Annotated in this window: 22 protein-coding genes; 8 read left to right on the forward strand and 14 right to left on the reverse strand. The window is 72.3% G+C overall.

Annotation, left to right across the window (positions count from 1 at the left end; all coding sequences use genetic code 11):
* Positions 1-376 precede the first annotated feature (376 nt).
* Both ACFT9I_RS09460 and ACFT9I_RS09465 read left to right on the forward strand, forming a co-directional pair.
* Positions 377-1,171 carry a nitroreductase/quinone reductase family protein gene (locus ACFT9I_RS09460; protein WP_382562391.1) on the forward strand — a complete coding sequence of 265 codons (795 nt, stop codon included), beginning with the start codon at positions 377-379 and terminating at the stop codon, positions 1,169-1,171.
* A 106-nt stretch (positions 1,172-1,277) separates the two neighbouring features.
* Positions 1,278-2,348: a hypothetical protein gene (locus ACFT9I_RS09465; RefSeq protein ID WP_382562393.1), complete on the forward strand. Its 1,071-nt coding sequence runs from the start codon at positions 1,278-1,280 to the stop codon at positions 2,346-2,348.
* Between the two features lie 274 nt (positions 2,349-2,622).
* On the opposite strand, the gene ACFT9I_RS09470 is transcribed toward ACFT9I_RS09465, so the two are convergent.
* From ACFT9I_RS09470 to ACFT9I_RS09485, 4 genes are all read right to left on the reverse strand, one after another.
* The gene (locus ACFT9I_RS09470) at positions 2,623-2,955 is read right to left on the reverse strand and encodes a hypothetical protein (RefSeq protein ID WP_382562394.1); all 333 of its coding nucleotides are present in this window, start codon (positions 2,953-2,955) and stop codon (positions 2,623-2,625) included.
* A gap of 89 nt (positions 2,956-3,044) precedes the next feature.
* The gene (locus ACFT9I_RS09475) at positions 3,045-3,884 is read right to left on the reverse strand and encodes an ABC transporter ATP-binding protein (protein WP_382562626.1); all 840 of its coding nucleotides are present in this window, start codon (positions 3,882-3,884) and stop codon (positions 3,045-3,047) included.
* A 32-nt stretch (positions 3,885-3,916) separates the two neighbouring features.
* Positions 3,917-5,038, reverse strand: coding sequence for a FecCD family ABC transporter permease (locus tag ACFT9I_RS09480; RefSeq protein WP_382562396.1), 1,122 nt, complete (start codon positions 5,036-5,038; stop codon positions 3,917-3,919).
* A complete protein-coding gene (locus ACFT9I_RS09485) occupies positions 5,035-6,069 on the reverse strand; it encodes a FecCD family ABC transporter permease (RefSeq protein ID WP_382562398.1) in 1,035 nt (344 codons plus the stop codon). Before ACFT9I_RS09485 ends, ACFT9I_RS09480 begins: the two co-directional genes overlap by 4 nt.
* A 143-nt stretch (positions 6,070-6,212) precedes the next feature.
* On the opposite strand from ACFT9I_RS09485, the gene ACFT9I_RS09490 reads away from it, so the two are divergent.
* Positions 6,213-6,893 carry an HAD family hydrolase gene (locus ACFT9I_RS09490; protein ID WP_382562400.1) on the forward strand — a complete coding sequence of 227 codons (681 nt, stop codon included), beginning with the start codon at positions 6,213-6,215 and terminating at the stop codon, positions 6,891-6,893.
* Here ACFT9I_RS09490 and ACFT9I_RS09495 read toward each other — a convergent pair.
* Complete coding sequence (locus tag ACFT9I_RS09495) at positions 6,851-7,075, reverse strand: hypothetical protein (protein ID WP_382562628.1); 225 nt, start codon at positions 7,073-7,075, stop codon at positions 6,851-6,853. The genes ACFT9I_RS09490 and ACFT9I_RS09495 overlap by 43 nt on opposite strands.
* Before the next feature lie 305 nt (positions 7,076-7,380).
* On the opposite strand from ACFT9I_RS09495, the gene ACFT9I_RS09500 reads away from it, so the two are divergent.
* Positions 7,381-7,764 carry a cold-shock protein gene (locus tag ACFT9I_RS09500; protein ID WP_078076620.1) on the forward strand — a complete coding sequence of 128 codons (384 nt, stop codon included), beginning with the start codon at positions 7,381-7,383 and terminating at the stop codon, positions 7,762-7,764.
* Positions 7,765-7,828: 64 nt separating this feature from the next.
* Here ACFT9I_RS09500 and ACFT9I_RS09505 read toward each other — a convergent pair whose 3' ends face one another.
* Positions 7,829-9,217: a serine hydrolase domain-containing protein gene (locus tag ACFT9I_RS09505; RefSeq protein WP_382562402.1), complete on the reverse strand. Its 1,389-nt coding sequence runs from the start codon at positions 9,215-9,217 to the stop codon at positions 7,829-7,831.
* Between the two features lie 135 nt (positions 9,218-9,352).
* Here ACFT9I_RS09505 and ACFT9I_RS09510 point away from each other — a divergent pair, with 135 nt between their 5' ends.
* On the forward strand, positions 9,353-10,078 hold the full coding sequence (locus ACFT9I_RS09510) for a TetR/AcrR family transcriptional regulator (protein ID WP_382562404.1): 726 nt from the start codon (positions 9,353-9,355) through the stop codon (positions 10,076-10,078).
* A gap of 55 nt (positions 10,079-10,133) precedes the next feature.
* On the opposite strand, the gene ACFT9I_RS09515 is transcribed toward ACFT9I_RS09510, so the two are convergent.
* The 5 genes from ACFT9I_RS09515 to ACFT9I_RS09535 all read right to left on the reverse strand — a co-directional run bounded on the left by ACFT9I_RS09515 (position 10,134) and on the right by ACFT9I_RS09535 (position 14,727).
* Complete coding sequence (locus ACFT9I_RS09515) at positions 10,134-11,162, reverse strand: questin oxidase family protein (RefSeq protein ID WP_382562406.1); 1,029 nt, start codon at positions 11,160-11,162, stop codon at positions 10,134-10,136.
* Positions 11,163-11,255: 93 nt separating this feature from the next.
* A complete protein-coding gene (locus ACFT9I_RS09520; protein WP_382562408.1) occupies positions 11,256-12,122 on the reverse strand; it encodes a 1,4-dihydroxy-6-naphthoate synthase in 867 nt (288 codons plus the stop codon).
* Entirely contained in the window at positions 12,119-12,811 is a 693-nt protein-coding gene (locus ACFT9I_RS09525) for a futalosine hydrolase (RefSeq protein WP_382562410.1), read from the reverse strand. The genes ACFT9I_RS09520 and ACFT9I_RS09525 overlap by 4 nt, the downstream gene beginning before the upstream one ends.
* A gap of 41 nt (positions 12,812-12,852) precedes the next feature.
* Complete coding sequence (locus ACFT9I_RS09530; RefSeq protein WP_382562412.1) at positions 12,853-13,350, reverse strand: DUF2771 domain-containing protein; 498 nt, start codon at positions 13,348-13,350, stop codon at positions 12,853-12,855.
* A 27-nt stretch (positions 13,351-13,377) separates the two neighbouring features.
* Positions 13,378-14,727, reverse strand: a complete 1,350-nt coding sequence (locus tag ACFT9I_RS09535; protein ID WP_382562414.1) for an MFS transporter — start codon at positions 14,725-14,727, stop codon at positions 13,378-13,380.
* A gap of 419 nt (positions 14,728-15,146) precedes the next feature.
* On the opposite strand from ACFT9I_RS09535, the gene ACFT9I_RS09540 reads away from it, so the two are divergent.
* Positions 15,147-16,043 carry a DUF3027 domain-containing protein gene (locus ACFT9I_RS09540; RefSeq protein ID WP_382562416.1) on the forward strand — a complete coding sequence of 299 codons (897 nt, stop codon included), beginning with the start codon at positions 15,147-15,149 and terminating at the stop codon, positions 16,041-16,043.
* On the opposite strand, the gene ACFT9I_RS09545 is transcribed toward ACFT9I_RS09540, so the two are convergent.
* The 3 genes from ACFT9I_RS09545 to ACFT9I_RS09555 all read right to left on the reverse strand — a co-directional run bounded on the left by ACFT9I_RS09545 (position 16,040) and on the right by ACFT9I_RS09555 (position 17,445).
* The gene (locus ACFT9I_RS09545; RefSeq protein WP_382562418.1) at positions 16,040-16,675 is read right to left on the reverse strand and encodes a C39 family peptidase; all 636 of its coding nucleotides are present in this window, start codon (positions 16,673-16,675) and stop codon (positions 16,040-16,042) included. The two genes, ACFT9I_RS09540 and ACFT9I_RS09545, sit on opposite strands and share 4 nt — an antisense overlap.
* Before the next feature lie 18 nt (positions 16,676-16,693).
* Complete coding sequence (locus tag ACFT9I_RS09550; RefSeq protein WP_382562420.1) at positions 16,694-17,026, reverse strand: hypothetical protein; 333 nt, start codon at positions 17,024-17,026, stop codon at positions 16,694-16,696.
* Between the two features lie 65 nt (positions 17,027-17,091).
* Positions 17,092-17,445, reverse strand: a complete 354-nt coding sequence (locus tag ACFT9I_RS09555) for a hypothetical protein (protein WP_382562422.1) — start codon at positions 17,443-17,445, stop codon at positions 17,092-17,094.
* Positions 17,446-17,583: 138 nt separating this feature from the next.
* Here ACFT9I_RS09555 and ACFT9I_RS09560 point away from each other — a divergent pair, with 138 nt between their 5' ends.
* A complete protein-coding gene (locus ACFT9I_RS09560; protein ID WP_382562424.1) occupies positions 17,584-18,345 on the forward strand; it encodes a GntR family transcriptional regulator in 762 nt (253 codons plus the stop codon).
* 143 nt (positions 18,346-18,488) lie between these two features.
* Positions 18,489-21,593, forward strand: coding sequence for a sacsin N-terminal ATP-binding-like domain-containing protein (locus tag ACFT9I_RS09565; RefSeq protein WP_382562426.1), 3,105 nt, complete (start codon positions 18,489-18,491; stop codon positions 21,591-21,593).
* Positions 21,594-21,738: the final 145 nt, after the last annotated feature.

Here is a 21,738-nt window from a genome sequence, read left to right on the forward strand (position 1 = left end):
CATCCGCCCCACGTTAGCCCCTGCGGGACGCCTGGCCGGGGTGTCGGCCGTCGGGGGGACGTGCGGCGTCCCGGACTGTGTCCGGGTTTGTTGACAGGTGCTGGACAGCTGCATGTAATGGAGGTGCTGCCGCGTGGTGCCGGCCGAAGAGCAGTGGGCGGGCCGGTGACCGGGCGAGCACCCTTCATACGAGGGATCCGCCATGAGTGCGTACTCCGCGACCCGTACGACGTGACGTAGCGAGCGCCACCGCGCACGAGCACACGCGAGCGCCTGTGAGCGCCGCCGCACGTCATCTCTCACCTTTCGCAGTCGACCGGGCTTGGCTCTGCCGCTCGCCGACGGCTGCTCTCATCTTCCGGAGAACCAGAAACGTATGCCCACATCGTTCGCCAACGGGGGGAACACCCTCCTGCTGACCACCACCACCGCGAAGCCAGCGGCCGCCAGGACCACTTCACTCGGGTACGTCCGCCGCGGTGACTCGCTCCAGGTCGTCGCGTCCAGCTTCGGTACGTCCGAACTCCCCGACTGGTACGGCGACTTGCTCGCCCACCCCGTGGTGGGCGTGGAGATCGGCACCCGTACCTTCCAGGCCCTCGCGATCCCGGCCGAAGGGGCCACGCCCGACGAGCTGTTGGTGGTGCTGGAGCCCGCCGTGGCCGAGAGCCCGCGCGAAGTCAGGACCCTCGCCGACAAGATCCTCGAAGTACACGACCAACTCCGGTCCCAGCTGGGGCTGGTGACGGCGGACGTCGACGCGCACTTCGCGGCGCTCGCCGCCCACGAAGGTCCGGGCGCACCGCCCGCGCCGGGGCTCGGATTCCAGATCCGGCAGCGGTGCCTGGCGTTCTGCCAGGGCCTGGAGTTCCACCACACCAGTGAGGACGGGCACCTGTTCCCCGGGATCGCCCGCTACCACCCGCACTTGACCGACGTGTTCGACCGGCTCCGCGCCGAACACCGCACCGTCGCGCGGATCCAGGACGGTCTGGTGGCGCTGCTGGCCGACCTCGGCGTGGCCGAACCGCCGCGCTTCCGGGCGGAGTTGGCGGAGATGACGACGGAGCTGAACGCGCATCTCGACTACGAGGAGGAGGTGATCCTGCCGTTGGTGGCGGAGGTGCCGTGGCCGCCGGCGCCGCCGCCCGCCCAGCGGGCGACGCCGTAACCCGGCGCTGCGCCGGTGATGACCGCTCCCGCCAGTCGTACTGGACGTACGGGTACGAGCGCGACACCATCGGCCGCAGGTAAGGCGCGCATGTGCGGAGGGCAGTGTGGGGATCGAGAGCGACCAGCTCGTCTACGACTATCTGAGCCGGGTCGGAGACGTGGCCCAGCAACGGCAGTTGCCCTCCGGTGAACGGATGAGACTCGTCTCCGAGCTGCGGGTCGAGATCGACAAGCAGCGCGGCAAGTTCGGCGGCGACAGCCCCGCCGCCGTCCGTCGCATCCTGGGACGGCTCGGTTCGCCGGACCAGGTGGTGGGCGCGGCGGCGGCGGGCGGGGGCTCGTTCAGCCAGGAACCGGCGGCCGAGCCGCCGCCCGCCGCCACGCTCCCCAAGCAGCGCGCCAGGCGCGGGCTGCTCGGTGGCCCCCGTGAGGCGCGGCGCCCGGACGTGCCGGACGGGCCCTCGCTGCCGAAGCAGACGCGCAGGTCCGTACCCGAGGCGCCCGCCGAGCCCCCGCCCCAACTGGCCGGCACGCACGAACTCGGCACGCCCGGCGGCCAACCGGACTGGTGGCGCGTCGACCCCGGCCCGACGGGGGCGGCGGCCGGTGTCTCCGGCTTCGTCGGCGGTGTCGAGATCCCCGAGATACTGAAACCGCCGCCCACGCCCGAGGAACTCGCCGAGAAGGCGCGCCTCGCGGAGGAGGCGGAAGCGGGCGACGAGGCCGACGGGCTGGAAGTGGCGGAGCCGTCCGAACGGCGCCGACTCCTGCCACGGCTCCTACGCCGAGGCGGGAAACCCGATCCTGCCGCCGCCCCCGCCGCCGAGGCCCGAGCCGGCTTCCAACTCACCAACCCTTTCCTGCTGTTGGCCGCCGCCCTCCTTGTGGTCGGCGCGCTCCTCGGCTCCTGGCTGGCCCTCGCCGGCGGCTGGGTCCTGGCGTACGCCTCACGCCGGCTGTCGCGCTTCGAGGCGAAGCTGGCGGTTTTCGGGCTGCCGGTCGTGGCCGTCGTCGGGGGCGGGGTCTGGCTCTGGGGCCGTACGACGGAGCGCTGGGGCGAGGTCATCGCGGACGACGCGATGGGCGAGGCGATCTCGCAGACGTGGCCGGTGGTCGTACGGGTGGCGGCGGTCAGCTCGGCCCTGTTCCTGGTGTGGCGCTCACGCCGGAACTGACGCGCCGCCGGGCGGGGCCAGGGGGTGTCCTGCCGATCTTGCCGGGCTCGCGGTCCTAAGGGGGGGTACGGGAGGTGCCCCGTGCGTTGTCGGTGGAGTCGGGGAGGCACGGCTCCCGCCATGCCTCCCTCCTCCGCCCTGCGATCGCACGCACCAACGTGAGATCAGCCGCTGCCGCGGCGGGCGCTCCCTGATCCGGCCTGATCGACAAGACATCCCCCAGGCCCCTCCCGGCGTTGCGTCCGGCACCGAAGAGCGGGATCGCGCGGCAGTCCTAGAGACGCGTACGTGCGCGTGCCTTCAATGTCGACAGGCGCGCCCACAGCGCCACCGTGAACAGCACGGCGCCGACCGCGCAGTAGACCCACGCGTTCGCCGTCTCCCGCGCGATGCCGATCGCGCTCCACAGCACCCACGCGCCCAGGACGATCACGAGCGCCGTCCAGGCGATGTCCGCGACGCGGGTGCGGAGTTGGGCCCGCTGGACCGTGCCGCGTGCCAGGTCCGACAGCGGCTCCGGCTCGTGGGTCGTTCCGCCTCCCGGGCCGTGGTGCGCCGCGTGGTCCCGGCCGTCGCCGCGTTCCCGGTTTCGCTCCTCCGTCGCCATGGCTCGTCATCTCCCGTCGCCGGTCGACGCGTTCGTCGCGCGTCGGCTCCCTCTCCGGCTGCCCCCGTTAACCGCGTATACGCGAACGGCTACGCCGTCCCCGCCGCGTTCCCCGGCCGGTACGGCGCCCCCGGAACCACCAGCGGCGAGCCCGTCACCGGGTCCGGCACCACCACCGATTCGAGGGCGAACACCTCCCTCACCAGCTCCGCCGTGACGATCTCGCCCGGGTGGCCCTCGGCGACGATCCGGCCCTCCTTCATGGCCACCAGGTGATCGGCGTACCGCGCCGCCTGGTTGAGGTCGTGCAGCACGATCACCACCGTGCGTCCCTGGTCGTGGTTGAGCCGTCGTACGAGGTCCAGGACCTCCACCTGGTGCGCGATGTCCAGGAACGTCGTCGGCTCGTCCAGCAGCAGCAGATCCGTCTCCTGCGCCAGTGCCATCGCGATCCACACGCGCTGCCGCTGCCCGCCCGACAACTCGTCGACCGACCGCTCGGCCAGCTCGGTCACGTCCGTACGCGCCATCGCCTCCGTGACGGCCCGCTCGTCCTCCTCCGACCACTGCTGCCACCAGTGCTGGTGCGGCTGGCGGCCGCGCGAGACCAGGTCGGCGACGGTGATCGCCTCCGGCGCGGACGGCGACTGCGGCAGCAGGCCGATCGACTGCGCGATCTTCCGCGTCGGGATCCTCGCCAGCTCCTCGCCGTCCAGCAGCACCGAACCGCTCTTCGGCTTCAGCAGCCGTCCGAGCGCGCGCAGCGTGGTCGACTTGCCGCAGGCGTTCGGGCCGACGATCACGGTCACCCGGCCGTCGGGGACGGCCAGTTCGAGATCGTGGACGACCGTGCGGTCGTCGTACGCGAGGGTCAACTCGCGCGCCGTGAGCCTGCTGATGTTCTTGCCCACGCCCACGCCCACGCCCATGCCCGTGTCCGTACCCACGCCCGTGTCCTTGCTCATTTCCCAGCTCCTGCGGTACGGCTGCGAATGATCAGCCAGATCAGATACGGCGCGCCGATCGCCGCCGTGAGCACCCCCACGGGCAACTCGGTGGGCGCGAACAGCTTGCGCGCGAAGAGATCCGCGAGCACGACGATCACCGCGCCCAGCAGCGCGGAGCAGAGCAGCGGGATCTGCGCCGTACGCGTCATGCGCCGCGCGATCTGCGGTGCCAGCAGCGCCACGAAGTCCACCGGACCGGCCGTGCCGGTCGCGACGGACGCGAGCACCACGCCGAGCAGGACGAGCCCGAGCCGTACGTGCCCCAGGCGTACGCCGAGCGCGGTGGCGGTACCGTCGTCCATCGACACCGTGCGCTGGGCGTACGCCGCCCACGCCACCGCCGGCAGCAGGATCAGCAGCACCCAGCCGAGCGGCGCGGCCTCGTCCCAGCCGCGGCCGTTGAGCGAGCCGGACATCCACACCTGGGCCTGCTGGGCGACGAGATAGTCGCCCTTCGTCATGAAGAGCGTGGTGAGCGAGCGCAGCGCGATCGCGAAGCCGATGCCGATGAGTACGAAGCGGGTGGCGTGCAGCCCGCCGCGCCAGGCGAAGACGTACACGAGGACGGCGGCCAGCATGCCTCCGCCGACCGAGAGATACGGCAGGACGGTGAACGAGGTGACCCCGTACGTCATCGCGAAGACGGTCAGCGCGCTCGCGCCCTGCGTGACACCGATGATGTCCGGGCTGGCGAGCGGGTTGCGGGCGACGGTCTGGATCAGCGCGCCCGAGACGCCGAAGGCGGCGCCGACGAGGAGGCCGACCACCATGCGCGGCAGCCGCAGCGTACCGACGACGAGTTCGTCCGACGACGGCTGTCCGAGGATCACCTTCAGGACCTCGGCGGGGGCGACGAAGCTCTCGCCGACGCTGAGGTAGGCGACGCAGCTGAGGCAGAGCAGCAGGACGAGTACGACGGCGACGACCGCCGCGCGCCGGTGCACGAGGAACGACACGCGCCGGGCGCCCAGCCGGGTGCGTACGAGGGCGTATCCGGCGGGCCGCACCCCGGCGCGCGCTCCGGCGGTCTTCCGGTCCGCCGCGGGCGGTGTGGCCGGTGTGGCTGTCGTACTCATGCCGGTACCGCCTTCCTGCGTACGAGAGCGACCAGGAACGGCACACCCAGCAGCGCCGTCATCACCCCCGCCGGCACCTCGCCCGGCGGGAACAGGACGCGGCCGAGCACATCCGCGACCAGCAGCATCACCGGGCCGACGAGTGCGGCCATCGGCATCAGCCAGCGGTGGTCGTTGCCGACGATCGCGCGGGCGATGTGCGGGACGGCGAGGCCGATGAACGCGATCGGGCCCGCCGCCGCGACACCGACACCGACGAGTACGGTCGCGCCGACGCCGCCCACGACGCGTACGGCTCCGACGTTCTGGCCGAGGCCCTTCGCGACGTCCTCGCCGAGCGCGAGCGCGTCGAGCCCGCGCGCGACACTCACCACCAGCGCCGTACCGACGACGAGGAACGGCCAGACCTGGCCGACGAGTTCGGCGTCCCGGCCCGCGACCGACCCCACCTGCCAGAAGCGGAACTCGTCCAGCGCGGCGGCCCGCGTCGTCAGGACGCCCATCGTCACGGACACCAGGAGCGCGTTGATCGCGGCGCCGCCGAGGGCGAGTTTGACCGGGGTCGCGCCGCCTCTGCCGCGCGTGGCGATGGCGTACACCGCGACCGAGGCGACGGCGGCCCCGGCGAACGCGAACCACACGTATCCGGTCAGCGTGTGCACCCCGGCGAACGCGATGGCCATGACGACACCGACCGCCGCGCCCTGGCTGATGCCGAGGATGCCGGGGTCGGCGATGGGGTTGCGGGTGATGCCCTGGAGGACCGTACCGGCGAGTGCGAGCGCGGCGCCGACCATCACGCCGATGACGGTACGGGGCACCCGCAACTGCCGTACGACCTCGGCGTCGTCGCCGTGACCGCTGCCCAGCAGCGCGTCGAGCACCGCGCTCGGCGCGACGGCGCGGGCCCCGACCGCGAGGCTGAGCAGGACCGCGAGCAGCAGGGCCGCGGCCGCGGCGGCCGTCCAGCCGATGCGGCGGACGACGAGGGCGCGTCTGGTGCGGTGGGTCGTCGGGGCGGCGGCTGGCATCGGGACCAATCGGGTGCTGGGCTCGGGTGCTGGGCTCGGGGGTGGGGCGGCGTGGCTTGGTAAGGCTTGGCTAAGTCTAAGCGTCGAGATCCGGCCACCTACCGGCGCACCTACCGGCGGAGGGGTCCAGGCACAATGCTTGTATGACTGCCCTCCCGGCCCCTGCCTCGACCCCGGCCCCGACCCCGCAGCCGTTGACGGTCGGTTTCGACCTCGACATGACCCTCATCGACTCTCGGCCCGGCATCCACGCCGCCTACCGCGCGCTGTCGGCCGAGACCGGTGTCGCGATCGACGCCGACCTGGCCGTGACCAGGCTCGGTCCGCCGCTCGACGAGGAACTGGCGCACTGGTTCCCGGCGGACCGCATCGCTGAGATGGGTGACAGGTACCGGGAGATCTATCCCGCCCACGCCATCACGCCGACGCTGCTGATGGCGGGCGCCCGCGAGGCCGTCGCCGCTGTTCAGGCGCTCGGCGGGCGGGCGATCGTGGTGACGGCGAAGCACGAGCCGAACGCCAAGCTGCATCTCGCGCACCTCGGCGTCGAACCGGACGCGGTGATCGGCTGGCTGTGGGCGGAAGCGAAGGCGGAGGCGCTGCGCGAGCACGGCGCGAGCGTGTACGTGGGTGACCACACCGGCGATGTACGGGGCGCCCGCACGGCGGGCGCGCTCTCGGTCGCGGTGCCGACGGGCCCCTGCGACGAGGAGGAACTGCGGGCGGCGGGTGCGGAGGTGGTACTGCCGGACCTGCTGGCGTTCCCGGAGTGGCTGCGGTCCTATGTGGCCGAGGCCGTGGCCGAGTCCGAGGACCTGGCCTGACGGCGCTGCGCGGCGATCGACCGGAGCAGCCCGGCGCCGGCGATCACGAAGCCGACGCCCATCAGCATGCAGAGCGCGTACGCGATGGTCGGGAACGGGTCGGTCCCGAGGAACAGTGGGGCCACGGTGACCAGTGTGGCCACCGCGCCGATGATGAAGACGATCGCGCCGATGCGGACCAGCCGATCACCGGGACCGGCCTCGTGTGCCGCCGGTCCGGTCGTCGGTCCGGTCGTCGGTCCCGTCGCGGGTCGCGTCGTCGGCCCTGTCGTGAGTTCAGCCGCAGGTTCGGCCGTGGGTGATGAAGGAGTAGCAGTCACTCCACCAGGGTAGTTCCCTGCGGACAGGAACCAACCGGCGACGTCTTGTCACCAGCCCCTGGACCATTAGCCTTGGGTTTGGCGGGTCGTCCGACCCGCTGTAGTGCTATCCAGAGCCGTTTTTGTGCGCGCCAGCGCCCCCAACACATATGAGGACGAGGACAGACGTGCCTACCGGCCAGGTCAAGTGGTTCAACCGTGAGAAGGGCTTCGGCTTTCTCTCCCGTGACGACGGCGGCGACGTCTTCGTCCACTCATCGGTCCTCCCTGCCGGAGTCGACGCACTGAAGCCGGGCCAGCGCGTCGAGTTCGGCGTCGTCGCAGGTCAACGCGGTGACCAGGCCCTCTCGGTCACCGTCCTCGACCCGGCCCCCTCGGTCGCGGCGGCCCAGCGCCGTAAGCCCGACGAACTGGCGTCGATCGTCCAGGACCTGACGACGCTCCTGGAGAGCATCACGCCCGTGCTTGAGCGGGGCCGCTACCCGGACAAGTCCCAGGGCGCGAACATCGCGGGCCTGTTGCGCGCGGTGGCGGACCAGCTCGACGTCTAGGTTCTGTCGGTGGATCTCGCCGGGCTCACATGCGGTGGGCCCGGCTGCCGCGACTCGGCCCACCTCACGCGACCTTGGGGCCGCAGCGCATACCGATGTACACGCACCCCGTGCCGTCCCGCAGCGTGGAGAAGACCACGGGCATGTAGTCCTCGCTGAACGCCGCGCCCACCCCCGTACCGGCGAAGACCGTCTCCGTCACCGGCCGCAGACCGATCTCCAGGGGCTCGGAGAAGTTCTTCATGCCGTCGACGAACTCGTACACCGCGTGCCCCGCGCCGTCCCGCTCGGTCACGGTGATGACCACGCCCTCGCGCCGGTACGTGCCGACCAGCGGCCCGAAGTCGACCGCCGGCGGCTCGGCCGGCGGGGCGAAGGGCTCCGGCATCGTCACCCCGGCCAGCTCGGCGAGCAGTTCGCGGTAGAGCGCCGCGTACAGCTCACGCGCACCTCCGCCGTTGGTGAGCAGCGCGACCGCCACGCCCGCCGACGGCACCACGCGCAGATAGCCGTACTGCCCGATCGAGGCGCCGTCGTGTCCGTAGCCCCGGACGCCGTCCCAGTCGTACAGGGTCCAGCCCAGACCCCAACCGTCCGCGCTGACCGTCCACTTGTCGGGTGAGTCGACCACGCGCCGCTGCATCAGCGCGATCGACTCCTCGGACAGCACGCGGGTGCCGTCCTGCGCCACACCGCCGTCGAGGTGCATCCGCGCGAGCCGCACGACGTCCCCCGCCGTGGCGATGACCCTGCCGTACGGGCCCGCCGAGCGCGGCATCAGGTCCCAGGACGGTGCCGGGTCGGGGTCCTGGCCCGCCTCGCCCAGATGCCCCATCGCCGCGCGGAAGCGCAGCGCCTCCTCCGGCAGTGTCATCGTGTGCGTGACGCCGAGCGGCGTGAGGAGCAGGTCCTTCAGAGCCTCGTCCCAGACCTTGCCGGTCACCACCTCGACGATCCGGCCGAGCACGTTGTAGCCGACGCTGCTGTACGAGATCGCGGTACCGGGCGGGCAGTCGAGCGCCACGTCCTTCGCGGCTGCCACATACTTCGCCAGGCAGTCGTCACCGCGCCCGCTGTCGTGGGTGAAGTCGCAGGTGAGGCCGCTCGTGTGGCTGAGCAGCTGCCGCGTGGTGATGGCCTCGGTCGCCTCGGGGTCGGCGACCGAGAACTCCGGCAGGGCCTCCACGACCGGCGCGTCCAGGTCGAGTTGGCCCGATTCGGCGAGCCGCATGATCAGGGTGGCGGTGTACACCTTCGCGATCGAGCCCATCTGGAAGACCGAGTCGGTCGTGGCCTCCACGCCCGTTCCGCGGTGCAGTACACCACTGGCCAGTTCGTGGACGGCCCCGTCGACCAGGACCGCCAGCGACGCGGCCGGCACGTGGTGTTCGGCGCGCAGCTCGTCGAGGCGGGCCTGCCAGTGGCCGAGGTCCAGGCTCACACTCTTCGACATGTTTGCTCCTGTTCGATGCGTACGCTGTTCCCGATGCGAACACTGTACGCAGACCGTAACGCCGCACGCAATGGCGTACAGCGTGCGCTAGAGTGCGGGGAATCAGCGGACGAGCAGAGAAGAGGGCCGGGCCGTATGCCGACAGAGGAGAACCCGATCGCATCGGTGTGGACCCGGCCGCGCCGCCCGCAGCGCAAGCAGCTGACCCGTGAGCAGATCGTGGCCACGGCGATCGAACTGCTGGACGCGGAGGGCGTCGAGGCGCTCAGCATGCGCAACCTCGGCACCCGCCTGGACGCGGCGGCCACGTCCCTCTACCGGCACGTGGCCAACAAGGACGAACTGATCGAACTGGTCGTGGACGAGGTCTACGGCGAGCTGGACGTACCGGCCACCGCGGACGCCGCCCAATGGCGCGCCACCGTCGCCCGCGCCGCCGGCGACCTGCGCGCGATGACGCTGCGCCACCGCTGGATCGCCCCCGAACTCGGCCAGGTCGGCCTCGTCCACATCGGCCCGAACGCCATGCGGATGTCGTCGGGGCTTCTCGCGCAGTTCGAGGCGGCGGGCTTCCCCACGAACGAGAAGGACCAGGCGGTGGGGACGCTCATGGCGTACGTCATCGGAATCGCCACCTCCGAGGCGGCGTACCTCTCGCTGATCGCCCGCAGCGGCAGGACCGAACAGGAATGGGTGTCGGACCTCCGCCCGGCCTTCGACGAAGCCTCGCGTGACCACCCGCGACTGCGCGAGGGCGCCTCCGCCCAACGGGACGCGGACCCACGCCGGATCCGCGACGACGACTTCGCCTACGGCCTCGCCCGAGTCCTCGACGGCCTGACGTCCCGGCTCGGGGCCTGAGTCGCGTACAGCGCTCGACGGCCTGACGTCCCGGGCCGTCGAGCGCGCGCGACCCTCAGTAACTCAGCGGCTCGCTCAGCTCGATCGCGCGCAGTGCCGCGGCCAGTGCCTGTTCGTCGCCCACGTCCACGGCGGTGTCCGCGAACTTGATGACGTGTTCGTCGCCGTGGGCCAGGGCGCGTCGCAGGACCTCTTCGGGGGTGGTGCCGGTGACCGGTGCGTACGGGACCGGCTCCGGCGGCGCGTACATCGCCGTCACCGCCGCCGAGGCCGTCCACGCCGCGTGCAGGCTCGGGACCCACAGGGCGCGGGGCAGGGCGGGCAGTGTGCGCAGCACGGCGTTCGGGGCCGTCGCCGCGTGGACCAGCATCGTCTCGTCGCCGTGGCCGTGGGTGGCGTAGCGGTGGGTCGAGGCGCGGACCAGGTCGGTCAGCCGGCGCCGCGCCTCGTCCGGGTCGGTCACGTCGGCGGACCAGACCGGCAGCCGGTCGACCTGGGCGAGCCGGTCAGTGAACCCGCCCCGGAGGTCGCCGATCGGGGGTACGGCGTCCAGCGCGCCGTCGGCGTCCCGGGCGCCGGCGAGCAGGGTGACCCCCGGGACCGGGCGGTGCCGGGCGGCCCAGTAGCCGAGCCCGTGGGCGAGTTCGGTGAGGCGTGGTGCGGTCTCGCCGCTCTCGGTGATGACGCGTACGGCGTGGCCGACCCGGATCACGGGGTGCGTGGAGGCGCCGTACAGGCCGGGCAGCAGCCGGGGCCACCACTCGGCGAGCACGTCCCGCCAGGGGCGTTCCCCGATCGCGCGGCGGAAGTACCCGATCCAGTCGGCGCCCCGGCGCGAATCGCCCAGCGCCTCGCGCCAGTTGGCGTCGGTGACGGGGGACACGGGGCTGGGGAAGTCGTCGAGCCTGACCTGGTACGCGTCCAGCCAGCGGTGCACGGACGCCGACAGGCCGTGCGTGGCGAGCGCTTCGACCACCATGGGGGCGTGGTTGGTGAGGCGCCACTCGTAGATCTCCGGACCGGAGGCGTGCAGCCGCTCCAGGGCTTCTTCCAGAACACCGCTCGCGTTCACGTCGTTGGTCATGAGCGTGACGTTAGGGCCGGGTCCGCCGGTCGCGTATCGGCCGCGCGGACCAGGCCCCGCAGCCGCCGGGCCTAGGACCGGAGTCCCAGTGGGTCAGCCGAACGTCAGCGCGTCCGCCGCCAGCGCCGGGACCAGGCCCTCCGCCGACGCCCGGGTGAGGAGCCCGCGGACCGCCGCGTAGCCGTCCGGGCCCAGGTCGGCGGTGAACTCGTTGACGTACAGCCCGATGTGCTGGTCCGCGACCGCCGGGTCCATCTCCTGCGCGTGCGCGCGGACGTACGGGCGCGAGGCCTCCGGGTCGTCCCACGCCATACGGACCGACGTACGTGCCGAGTCCGCCAGCAACTGGAGCGTGTCCGCGCCCAGATTCCGCTTCGCGATGATCGCGCCCAGCGGGATCGGCAGGCCCGTCGTGGACTCCCAGTGCTCGCCCATGTCGGCGAGCCGGTGCAGCCCGTAGTCCTGGTAGGTGAAGCGCGCCTCGTGGATGACGAGCCCCGCGTCGACCTTGCCGTCGCGCACCGCCGGCATGATCTCGTGGAAGGGCATGACCACGATCCGGCCCACCCCGCCCGGCAGGACCTCCGCCGCCCAGAGCCTGAACAGCAGGTAGGCGGTGGACCGTTCGGACGGTACGGCGACGGTCCTGCCGGTCAGGTCGGCGGCCGGCTCGCGGGTCAGGACCAGCGGACCGTTGCCGCGCCCGAGCGCGCCGCCGCACGGCAGCAGCGTGTACTCGTCGAGGACCCACGGCAGCACGGCGTACGACACCTTCAGCACGTCCAGCTCACCGCGCTCCGCCATGCCGTTGGTGATGTCGATGTCCGCGAACGTCACGTCCAGCTCGGGTGCGCCGGGCACCCGGCCGTGCGCCCAGGCGTCGAAGACGAACGTGTCGTTCGGGCAGGGCGAGTACGCGATCCGCAGCGGCGGTACGGCGTGTCCGGCGGCGTGCCTCATGGCGACTCCTCGAAGACGGGGCTGAGTTGCTGGAAGGCGTACCGCAGCGCGTCCAGCGCCGGGTCGATGCGCCAGGCCGAACGGTCGCGCGGGCCCACGGCGTTGGAGACCGCGCGGATCTCGATCACCGGCACCGAGTACGCCGCCGCGGCCTCCGCGACGCCGAAGCCCTCCATGGCCTCGGCGGCGGCGCGCGGGTGACGCGCGGTCAGTTCGGCGGTACGGGCCGCCGATCCGGTCACGGTGGACACGGTCAGCACCGGCGCGTGCACGGCGTCCAGGAGGCCCGCGATCCGGGCGGCGAGCGCCGGGGGCGGGTGGTGCACGGTGCGGCCGAAACCCAGCTCGTCCACCGGGAGGAAGCCCTCGGGCGTCTCGGCGCCCAGGTCGGCGGCGACGATCGCGTCCGCGACCACCAGCGAGCCGAGGGGGGCGAGCGGCTGGAACCCGCCGCCGATACCGGCGGAGACGACCAGGTCGTACGGTGCGGGGGAGGCGGCGGCGAGGGCCAGGGCGGTCGCCGTACCGGCCGCGGCCGCGGCGGGGCCGACCCCGGCCGCCAGAACGTCCGTATGAGGGTGGGCGGTCAGCAGGTAACCGCCCGGCAGGCCGCGTTCCGCGCCGGCACCGAGCCCGCCCGAGACCGCGTCGGCCTCGGCGGTCACGGCCGTCACCACCAGTACGCGCACGAACGCCCCTCCCTCACCTCAGCCGGCCGGGTCAGGTCAGATCAGGTCAGGGACTTGTTCTTCAGCTCGAAGTTCCAGACCCCGGTCACGGCCCGCTTCTTCTCGCTCGTCTCCACGATGCTCAGATTCACGGTCTTGATCGGCTGGCCGTCCTGCGACGAGAAGAACGCGCTGGCCGGGAAGGTGCGGTAGGTGTTCTTGTCCGGCTCCGGCTCGACGCGCTGGCCTTCGATGTAGAAGGTCCAGCCGTTGTCCGCGATCTCCGGGTCGACACCGAAGTGGATCTTGTCGTCGGGGGAGACCGTGATCGTCTTCCGCCCGTCCGTGTCGTTGAGGCACTTCTCGAGCTCCGCGTCCGTGCCCAGCGCCTTGCCGTCGTTGTAGCAGGTCGCCTCGGAGTGCACGGAGTCCGTACCGACCGTCAACGTCGAAAGAGGTGTCGGCTTGTCGCAGGCCGAAAGGGCGAGCAGGCCCGCGGACATGGCGCCGAGCGCGACACCGGTCCGGCGGGCCCTGGCAGAGATAAACGCAACGGTCATGGGCCGAAGGCTATCGTCCGGCCGGGCTCAGGCGACGCGCGGGTTCGGCGCGCCGTGCCGGGCCGCGCCGAGCAGCCCCCGTAGGGAGAACACCGCCCCGGTCGCCACCAGACCGGCCGCCACCGACATGCCGAGCACCCCGTTGAGCGGCAGGGCGATCCCGATCGCGCCGCCCACCACCCAGGACATCTGGAGCACCGTCTCGGCGCGCGCGAAGGCCGACGTACGGACCTCCTCCGGGACATCCCGTTGAATGCACGCGTCCAGCGACAGCTTCGACAGCGCCTGGGTGAAGCCGGCCGTGGCACCGAGCACCGCGATCATCAGGCCGCCGAAGAACACCGCGGCGAGGATCGCCGCGGTGAGCGCGAACCCCAGCACCGTCGCGATGATCAACTCGGGCGCGCGGGTCTTGAGCCAGGCGCCCACCGCCGTACCGACCGCGTTGCCCGTACCGGCGGCGACACCCACGATGGCGAGCGAGACGGCGGCGCTCTGCCCCGCCAGCGGATGCTGGCGCAGCAGGAACGCCAGGAAGAAGATCAGGAAGCCGGAGAGCGCGCGGTGCGCCGCGTTGGCCTGGAGACCGTTGAAGACGGACGGGCCGACCGTGCGCAGGCTCGGCCGCTTCTTGCCCGCGCGCGCCACCAGCTGCGCCTTGCGCTCGCCCTTCGCGGAGTCCACCTTCGGCGGCATCGTGAACGCCAGGAACGTACCCGCGACGAAGATCACGAACGCGCCGTAGAGCGGCCACTGGGGCCCGATCTGATGGAGGCCGGCCCCGATCGGGGCCGCCGCACCCGTCGCGAGCAGCCCCGCGAGCGTCACCCGGGAATTGGCCCGGACCAGGGGAAAGTTCGGTGGCAGCAGACGTGGCACGACGGCGCTGCGGACGACTCCGTACGCCTTCGAGGAGACGAGCACGCCCAGCGCGGCCGGATACAGCTCAAGACCCCCGGACGCGACCGCCCCCGACATGGTCAGCGCGAGCAACGCCCTGGTCAGCATGGCGCCGGCCATCGCGGCCCGGCGGCCGTGCGGCAGACGGTCCAGGAGCGGGCCGATCACCGGGGCCAGGAGCGTGAAGGGGGCCATGGTGACGGCCAGGTAGAGGGCGACGCGGCCACGGGCCTCGTCGGTCGGTACGGAGAAGAAGACCGTCGACGCGAGGGCGACGGTGATCATGACGTCACCCGCGCCGTTCACGGCGTGCAGTTCGATCAGCCGGCCGAGGCCCGACTCGCCCGCGCCGTGCGCGTGCGTGGCCTTGCGGATGCCCTTCGCGGTGCCGGTGAACGGCAGGTGCAGGGCACGCCCCACCGACCGGCCCGCTCTGCGGAACGGCCCAGCCTCCTCCGACGACCTGACGGCTGCCACCCCGTCATAGTGCCCCCACTTCGGCCGGGGGAACGCTCGCGACGTCCCTGACGCGCTGAAGTTCGGCTGTTCTTCTCATTACTTTGCCGAGATTTCACGGCGTGTCCCGCTGCCCCCTCCACCGCCGGATCCTGGGCTTTCCGACCTGCCCGCACCCCCTCCGGGCAGCCCGAACACCGGGAAAGGGGGCGTGCGGGTGGGCGGCGGGCGGTGGAGAGGGTAGCGTGCGTAGCGCGCCACCGGCGGTTGTTCTCGGCCGCGCGCCTCTTCGTCATCCCGCAGAATGGTTGACGGTAGGTGTGCCCGAGAGAAGTCGGGCGTGGACGTCGATGCGGCCCTCTGGTCCGCTCCGCCCTCGGCCCGTACATCGCAAATCGGCCGGCGCACCCGTGAAACGGCGTAGGAGAGAAGCGAGACCTGTGAGTGCTGCGACGACTCGAAGCCGAACCCCTGACCGCCTGTGCGCCGAGGCGGTAGACCTCGCGAGGGCGGCGGCCGAGGAGGCTGCCGCGCCCGGAGTCGTCGGCGAGCACGTGTCGGCGGTGTCCGAAGGTGACCGTGTCGTCACCCATCTCTTCGAATGCAAGGAGATGGGCTACCGCGGCTGGCGCTGGGCGGTGACGGTCGCCCGCGCGTCCCGCTCCAAGCTCGTCACCCTTGACGAAACGGTGCTGCTGCCCGGCCCCGACTCCCTCCAGGCACCCGAATGGGTGCCGTGGAGCGACCGGCTGCGCCCCGGCGACATGGGCCCCGGCGATCTGCTGCCGACCGAGGCGGAGGATCTGCGCCTGGAGCCCGGCTACACCGGCGAGGACGCGCCCCCGCCGAACTCCGCCGTCAAGGACGCCGTCACTCCGCAGGCCCTGGCCGACCTGGTCGAGGCGGAAGACATCGAAGTCACCGCGGAGACGGACCGCGACGACGCCGCACCGGTCACCGTGCGCGGCACGATCGCGTCGGTCGCCGAGGAACTGGGCATGCGCCGGGCCAGAGTGCTGTCCCGGTACGGCCTCCACATCGCGGCCGACCGCTGGGACGAGGCGTTCGGCGCGAAGACCCCCATGGCCCAGGCGGCCCCCGCGCCCTGTGTGTCCTGCGGCTTCCTCCTGCCGCTCGCGGGCTCGCTGCGCCAGGCGTTCGGCGTCTGCGCGAACGAGTTCTCACCGGCGGACGGCCGGGTGGTGTCCCTGGCGTACGGCTGCGGCGGCCACTCGGAGGCGGCGGTAATGCCCACCCCACCCCGCCCGGCCCCGCACGTGCTGGACGAACTGCGGGCGGACGCGTTTCCGCTGGGGCCTCCGGCACAGGAAGGCTAGGTCCGCGCCCGGCCGGCGCCCAGGACGACCCCCCGCCCGGCGAAGAACCGGTCCAGGTCGGACCAGGGGACGCGGGCGAACCGCTGGGAGCGGCCGGGCAGACCGCTCGGGTTGTGCAACTGGACGCCATCGGGCCCGGTACCGACGGCGAGCACGAGATGCCCACCGCGCTGCGGGGGCGCCTTGTCGAGGGTGCGGACCGTTTTGTACACCGAGAGCATCACGAGACGCCCTCGCCCGACCTCCTCGTGGATCTCTTCCGCTACGAGCCGGGGCCGGACGTCGGCGTACAGACCCCAGCGCCGGGCGGCCCACTCGGCGAACGGCGCGTAGATCATGCCTTCCACCTTGTCGCCGTCGCGGACGTACGCCCCGGCGTCCAGCGCCTCGCGCACCAGCGGCACCGACGGCGGCACGGGGTGCCCCCAGTGATCCAGGGCCATCCGCAGACACGCCATGCCGCAGATACGGGGCGCCCAGAACGCGTACTCCTCCGGGCTGTCGGCGCCGGACTTCTGCCACAACGGGTCGTCGGCGGCGGACCGGGCGCCGGTGATGAACTGGGGTACCAGATCGGCCGATTCCCACTGTGAGTAGTACGGGACGGGATGGGTGATCGCGGAGGCGTTCATGGCACCCCAGTCTGCCCGTTACGGCAGGTGGGCGACGTATCGATGCTGCCGGAGGTATACGCGGCAGTCGACGGCCTCGCTCAATTCGCCGTCGTCCAAGGCAAGTTGCTCGGCCCACCACCAGGCGTCGCACTCCTCGCAGTCCTTGCGCGGGACGGGGGTGTCGGCGCCGCCGGGTACGTGGACGCTTTCGATCCGCCGTAAGTCCTCGGGCCGCGCCTCCCATTCGTACGCCCCGAGATAGGCCCGCACCCGCCAGAGCCCACCGACCGGGGCCCGGCACTCGGCGAGTCTGCCCGCGGCGGTATCGAGCACCAGGGCACCCACGTGGGGTGGCGTCTCGCCGATCATGGTTCGCTCCTCTGCCCGGCATGTCGCTGCCAGTTCCGCCGGCCGGGGCTGCGTCTCGTCGGGCATCAGGTCAACTCCTGGTGGAACTGGGCCCACAGTCCGTACCCGTTGGCGGTGACGCCGGACGACTGTGACAGCCGGTCGATGATGAGAGCGCCCGGTCCGTGGGCCTGGACCAGGGGCAGGCGGTAGGCACAGGCGGCGGTGACGCGCGCGCGTCGGCCTGCGGTCGAGAGGGTGATCTCGATGGCGTCGGGGCGCTGGGTGGGTGAGCTGCCGAGGACAGCGATGAACAGTTCGTTCGCGATGGTGGGGGCGTCGTCGTACGTGAGACGACCTCTGGTCCACCGGCGGACGCGGGCGGCCTCGGCGGGGTGGCCCTTGAAGACCAAGCGCCAGGTGTGCCCCGATTCGGACATAACTGCCCCTCGGCTTCGATAGCTATCTGAGTACGGATAACTTCTTTCTGTACTCAGATTGTCGCGAGAGTTGGCGCTGGTCAAGCCGGAGGGGAGAGTATGTGTGTACAGATTGACGCAATCATTGAGGACGGTGGTGTGACGGTGGCACAGCCCGAGTACCTGCGGATCGCCGCTGACCTGCGGCGCCGCATCTCCTCCGGCGAGTACGGGCCTGGCGACCGGCTGCCCACGCTCCCCGAGCTGTGCGAGGCGTACCGCGTGTCGGAGACGACGATCCGCAACGCGCTCGGCCTGCTCCGCAACGAGGGGCTGATCGAGTCCAAGGCAAGGGCCGGGACGCGGGTAAGGCCGCAGCCGCCCGTCCACCGCATGGCCGCCGACCGGTACCGCAGCGCGCCCGGCGCCAGGGCCACGCCGTACACCCGCGACCAGGGCATCGGCTGGTCCGAGTACCGGCTCGACAAGCGGTTCGAACGGGTCCAGGCCAATGCCGAGTTGGCCGCGCTGTTCGAGTGCGAGCCCGGCGAACGGCTTCTCGCCCGGCACTTCGTCTTTCACGACAACGACGAGCCGACACAGATGTCCACCAGCTACGTGCGCTGGTCCGATGTCGCCGGCACACCCGTGGCGGATCCGATCAACGAGCCGTGGCCCGGAGGCACACGCACGCAGCTGAGCAGTCTGGGCATCCACGTCAACCGCATCACCGAGAGTTTCACGGCGGCGATGCCCACCGAGGTCGAGGCCGCGACTCTGCGCGTCGGTGCCGGGGTACCGGTGTTGCGGTACACCCGACGCCACATCGCGGACACCGGACGCATCGTGGAGGTCGCACATCCGATCGTGCGTAGAGCGGACACCACAGTCGTCGACTTCGTCATCGACCTGGACGACTGAACCCCGACGCACGGAAGCTTTCCTGCCTCGCGCGGCTGACATGGACCCGCACCCCCGCCCAAGGCGCGCCGCGCGGTACGTTCGGGCCCGCACACTTACCGAGTAGCGGACCGGTAGGCGGACGGACAGAGCGGAGTCACAGGGTGAGCGTCACGACGACCGAGGGGGCCGACCCGTTCGGAACGGGTCGGCTGCGGCGTGGGGTGCTGGACTCGTGGGCGGCGGGGCCCGCCCGTTTCCGGGAGGACGCCAACGCCGAGGAGGACCTCGCGCTCGGCGGGTACCGTGACCGGCTGATCGTCGAGTTGGCGCAGAACGCCGCCGACGCCGCCGCCCGTGCCGGTGACCCCGGGCGGCTCAGGCTCACCCTGCGGCCCGCCACGGACGAGGGTCCCGCCGTGCTCGTGGCCGCCAACACCGGTGCGCCCCTTGACGCGACCGGTGTCGAATCCCTCAGTACCCTGCGCGCTTCCGCCAAGCGCGAGGGGCACGAGACCGCCGTCGGGCGGTTCGGTGTCGGGTTCGCCGCCGTCATCGCCGTCAGTGACGAGCCTGCCGTCGTCGGGCGGCACGGTGGTGTCCGCTGGTCGCTCGCCGAGGCGCGCGGGCTGGCCCAGCAGGCCGCCGAGGCGAGCCCGGGGCTCGGTGACGAACTGCGGCGCCGGGACGGGCACGTGCCGCTGCTGCGGCTGCCGCTGCCCGCCGAGGGCAGCGCGCCCGACGGTTACGACACCGTGGTCATCCTGCCCCTGCGGGACGGGACCGCGCTCGACCTGGTGGAGCGGCTGCTCGCCGCGATCGACGACGCGCTGCTGCTGACCCTGCCGGGGCTCGAAGAGATCGTGGTCGAAACCCCGGACGGCGAGCGGGTGTTGCGGCGCGGCGTGCACGGGGCGTATGTGCATGTGGAGGACAGCGCGGCCGAGGCCGTGAGCCGCTGGCGGGTCGTCAGCCATCACGGGGCCACCGACCCCGCGCTGCTGGAAGGCCGCCCCGTCGAGGAACGCCTGCGGCCCCACTGGGCGGTCACCTGGGCCGTCCCCGTGAACGGCGAGGGTGAGCCGGTCCCACCCCGTACCGCGCCCGTCGTGCACGCCCCGACACCGACCGACGAACCCCTCGGCGTGCCCGCCCTGCTGATCGCCTCGCTGCCGCTGGACACCACCCGGCGGCACCCCGCGCCCGGACCGCTCACCGACTTCCTCGTGGAGCGGGCCGCCGACGCGTACGCCGAACTGCTCGGCGACTGGCGGCCGGTGTCCACCGGCACCATCGACCTGGTGCCGGGGCCGCTCGGCAAGGGCGAGCTGGACGGGGTGCTGCGCGCCGCGATCCTCAAGCGCCTGCCGCGCGTCGCGTTCCTCGAACCGGCCGCCCCCAGCGAGGAGTTGACCGCGCTGCGGCCCTTCGAGGCGGAGGTCGTGGAGGGCGCGGGGGACGAGACCGTACGCGTACTGGCCGAAGTACTGCCCACGTTGCTGCCCGCAGGGCTCGAACGCCGCACGGAACTGCGGTCCCTGACGGTCGGTCGGCTGCCCCTCGGCGACGCCATCGAACGCATCGGCGGCAGCGAGCGCGCCCCCGAGTGGTGGCGGCGCCTCTACGAGTCGCTGGCCGGCGTCGACCCGGACCGGCTGTCCGGACTGCCGGTGCCGCTCGCCAGTGGCCGTACGGCCGTCGGCCCCCGGCGGGTCCTGCTGCCGCTCGCCGACACACCCGCCGACCTGGCCAGGCTCGGCCTGAAGGTGGCGCACCCCGACGCCGCCCACCCGCTGCTGGAGAAGCTGGGCGCGCTGCCCGCCACCCCGCGCGCCGTGCTGACGACCCCGGAGGTACGGGCGGCGGTCGCCGCCTCGCTGGACTCCGGGGAGGTGTGGGACGAGGAACAGGGTCTGGACGCCGAGGAGTTGGCCGAGACGGTCCTCGCCCTGGTGCGCGACGCGGACCTGGACGTCGGCGACGAGCCGTGGCTGGCCGCGCTCGCCCTGCCCGACGAGGAGGGCGAACTCGCCCCCGCCGGTGAACTCGTCCTGCCCGGCAGCCCGTTCGCCGCCGTCATGCGCGAGGACGAACTCGCCCTGTGCGACGCCGATCTGGCGGAACGCTGGGGCGAACAGCCGCTCGCCGCCTGCGGGGTGCTGGCCAACTTCACCCTCGTACGCGCCACGGACGTCGTCCTGGACCCCGACGAACTGGAGCCGCGCGACGGCGACTTCGCCGAGCCGGACGACGCCGGTCTCCTCGACGCCGTCGACGTGTGGTGCGAGGACGTCCTGGACCGGCTGCCCGAGACGCCCGTGCCGCCCGTCGCCACCGAGATCGTCGCCGTACGCGACCTGGACCTCGTGGACGACGACGCCTGGCCGGCGGCCCTCGCCCTGCTGGCGCAGCCGCCGCTGCGGGACGCGCTGACCGCGCCCGTACGGGTCCTGCTGCCCGACGGCACGACCGAGAGCGTCCGCTCGTACACCGCCTGGTGGCTGCGCGACCACCCCGTGCTCGACGGGCGCCGCCCGGCCGGTCTGCGCGCGGCGGGCGGCGATCCGCTGCTGGCCGGGTTGTACGACTCCGTGGACGCGTCCGGCTTCGAGGACGCGCAGGTGCTGCGCGCCCTGGGCGTACGGACCTCGGTCGCCGCCCTGCTCGACGAACCGGGCGGCGCGGCCGAGCTGCTCACCCGGCTGGCCGACCCCGACCGTGAGGTGACCGCTCGTCAGCTGCACGCCCTCTACACCGCCATCGCCGACCTCGACCCCGAACAGGTCACCCTCCCCGACGAGTTGCGCGCCGTCGTGGACGGCGAGGTGCGGATCGTGGACGCGGCGGACGCCGTGATCGCGGACGTACCCGACCTGCTGCCGCTGGCCGGCGGACTGCCGCTGCTGCCGGTGGCCTCGGCCCGCGCCGGGGACCTCGCGGAGCTGCTGCAGGTCGGGCGCCTCGGCGAGAGCGTCACGGCGGAGGTGACGACTCAGGGTGAGGAGTACGAGGTACCGGAGTCCGTCCACGTACTGCTGGGCGCGGGCACCCCCGACACGTACATCGAGCACGAGCAACTGCTGGCGGGCGGCGTGGAGCTGGACTGGCGGCGTACACCGGACGGCACGGTCCACGCGGCCACCGTGGAGGGCGTCGCCGCCGGGCTGGCGTGGGCGGCGGGGCAGTGGCCGCGCCGCTTCGAGGTGGCCGCGCTGCTGGAGGACGCGTCGCGTACGGAGGAACTGGCGCGGGACCGCTGGTTCGACTGACGAGTGGCGGCTGACGATTGACGACTCACGAGTCGCGACCGGCCACTCGCGACCCAGATGTGTGACCTTCACGAAAAAGTCACGTGGCGCACAACCATCGGTCCGCACTTCTCGTCTGAACAGGCGAGCCAACAGGCTCACTGAC

Source organism: Streptomyces sp. NPDC057137 (assembly GCF_042670825.1).
Taxonomy (GTDB): Bacteria; Actinomycetota; Actinomycetes; order Streptomycetales; family Streptomycetaceae; genus Streptomyces.

Excerpts from the sequence above, each read along its gene's own strand:
- ACFT9I_RS09460 (WP_382562391.1), top strand. The coding sequence starts at position 377 with ATGCCCACATCGTTCGCCAACGGGGGGAACACCCTCCTGCTGACCACC.
- ACFT9I_RS09470 (WP_382562394.1), bottom strand. The coding sequence starts at position 2,955 with ATGGCGACGGAGGAGCGAAACCGGGAACGCGGCGACGGCCGGGACCAC.
- ACFT9I_RS09475 (WP_382562626.1), bottom strand. The coding sequence starts at position 3,884 with ATGGGCGTGGGCGTGGGCGTGGGCAAGAACATCAGCAGGCTCACGGCG.
- ACFT9I_RS09480 (WP_382562396.1), bottom strand. The coding sequence starts at position 5,038 with ATGAGTACGACAGCCACACCGGCCACACCGCCCGCGGCGGACCGGAAG.
- ACFT9I_RS09485 (WP_382562398.1), bottom strand. The coding sequence starts at position 6,069 with ATGCCAGCCGCCGCCCCGACGACCCACCGCACCAGACGCGCCCTCGTC.
- ACFT9I_RS09490 (WP_382562400.1), top strand. The coding sequence starts at position 6,213 with ATGACTGCCCTCCCGGCCCCTGCCTCGACCCCGGCCCCGACCCCGCAG.
- ACFT9I_RS09505 (WP_382562402.1), bottom strand. The coding sequence starts at position 9,217 with ATGTCGAAGAGTGTGAGCCTGGACCTCGGCCACTGGCAGGCCCGCCTC.
- ACFT9I_RS09510 (WP_382562404.1), top strand. The coding sequence starts at position 9,353 with ATGCCGACAGAGGAGAACCCGATCGCATCGGTGTGGACCCGGCCGCGC.
- ACFT9I_RS09515 (WP_382562406.1), bottom strand. The coding sequence starts at position 11,162 with ATGACCAACGACGTGAACGCGAGCGGTGTTCTGGAAGAAGCCCTGGAG.
- ACFT9I_RS09520 (WP_382562408.1), bottom strand. The coding sequence starts at position 12,122 with ATGAGGCACGCCGCCGGACACGCCGTACCGCCGCTGCGGATCGCGTAC.
- ACFT9I_RS09530 (WP_382562412.1), bottom strand. The coding sequence starts at position 13,350 with ATGACCGTTGCGTTTATCTCTGCCAGGGCCCGCCGGACCGGTGTCGCG.
- ACFT9I_RS09545 (WP_382562418.1), bottom strand. The coding sequence starts at position 16,675 with ATGAACGCCTCCGCGATCACCCATCCCGTCCCGTACTACTCACAGTGG.
- ACFT9I_RS09550 (WP_382562420.1), bottom strand. The coding sequence starts at position 17,026 with ATGATCGGCGAGACGCCACCCCACGTGGGTGCCCTGGTGCTCGATACC.
- ACFT9I_RS09555 (WP_382562422.1), bottom strand. The coding sequence starts at position 17,445 with ATGTCCGAATCGGGGCACACCTGGCGCTTGGTCTTCAAGGGCCACCCC.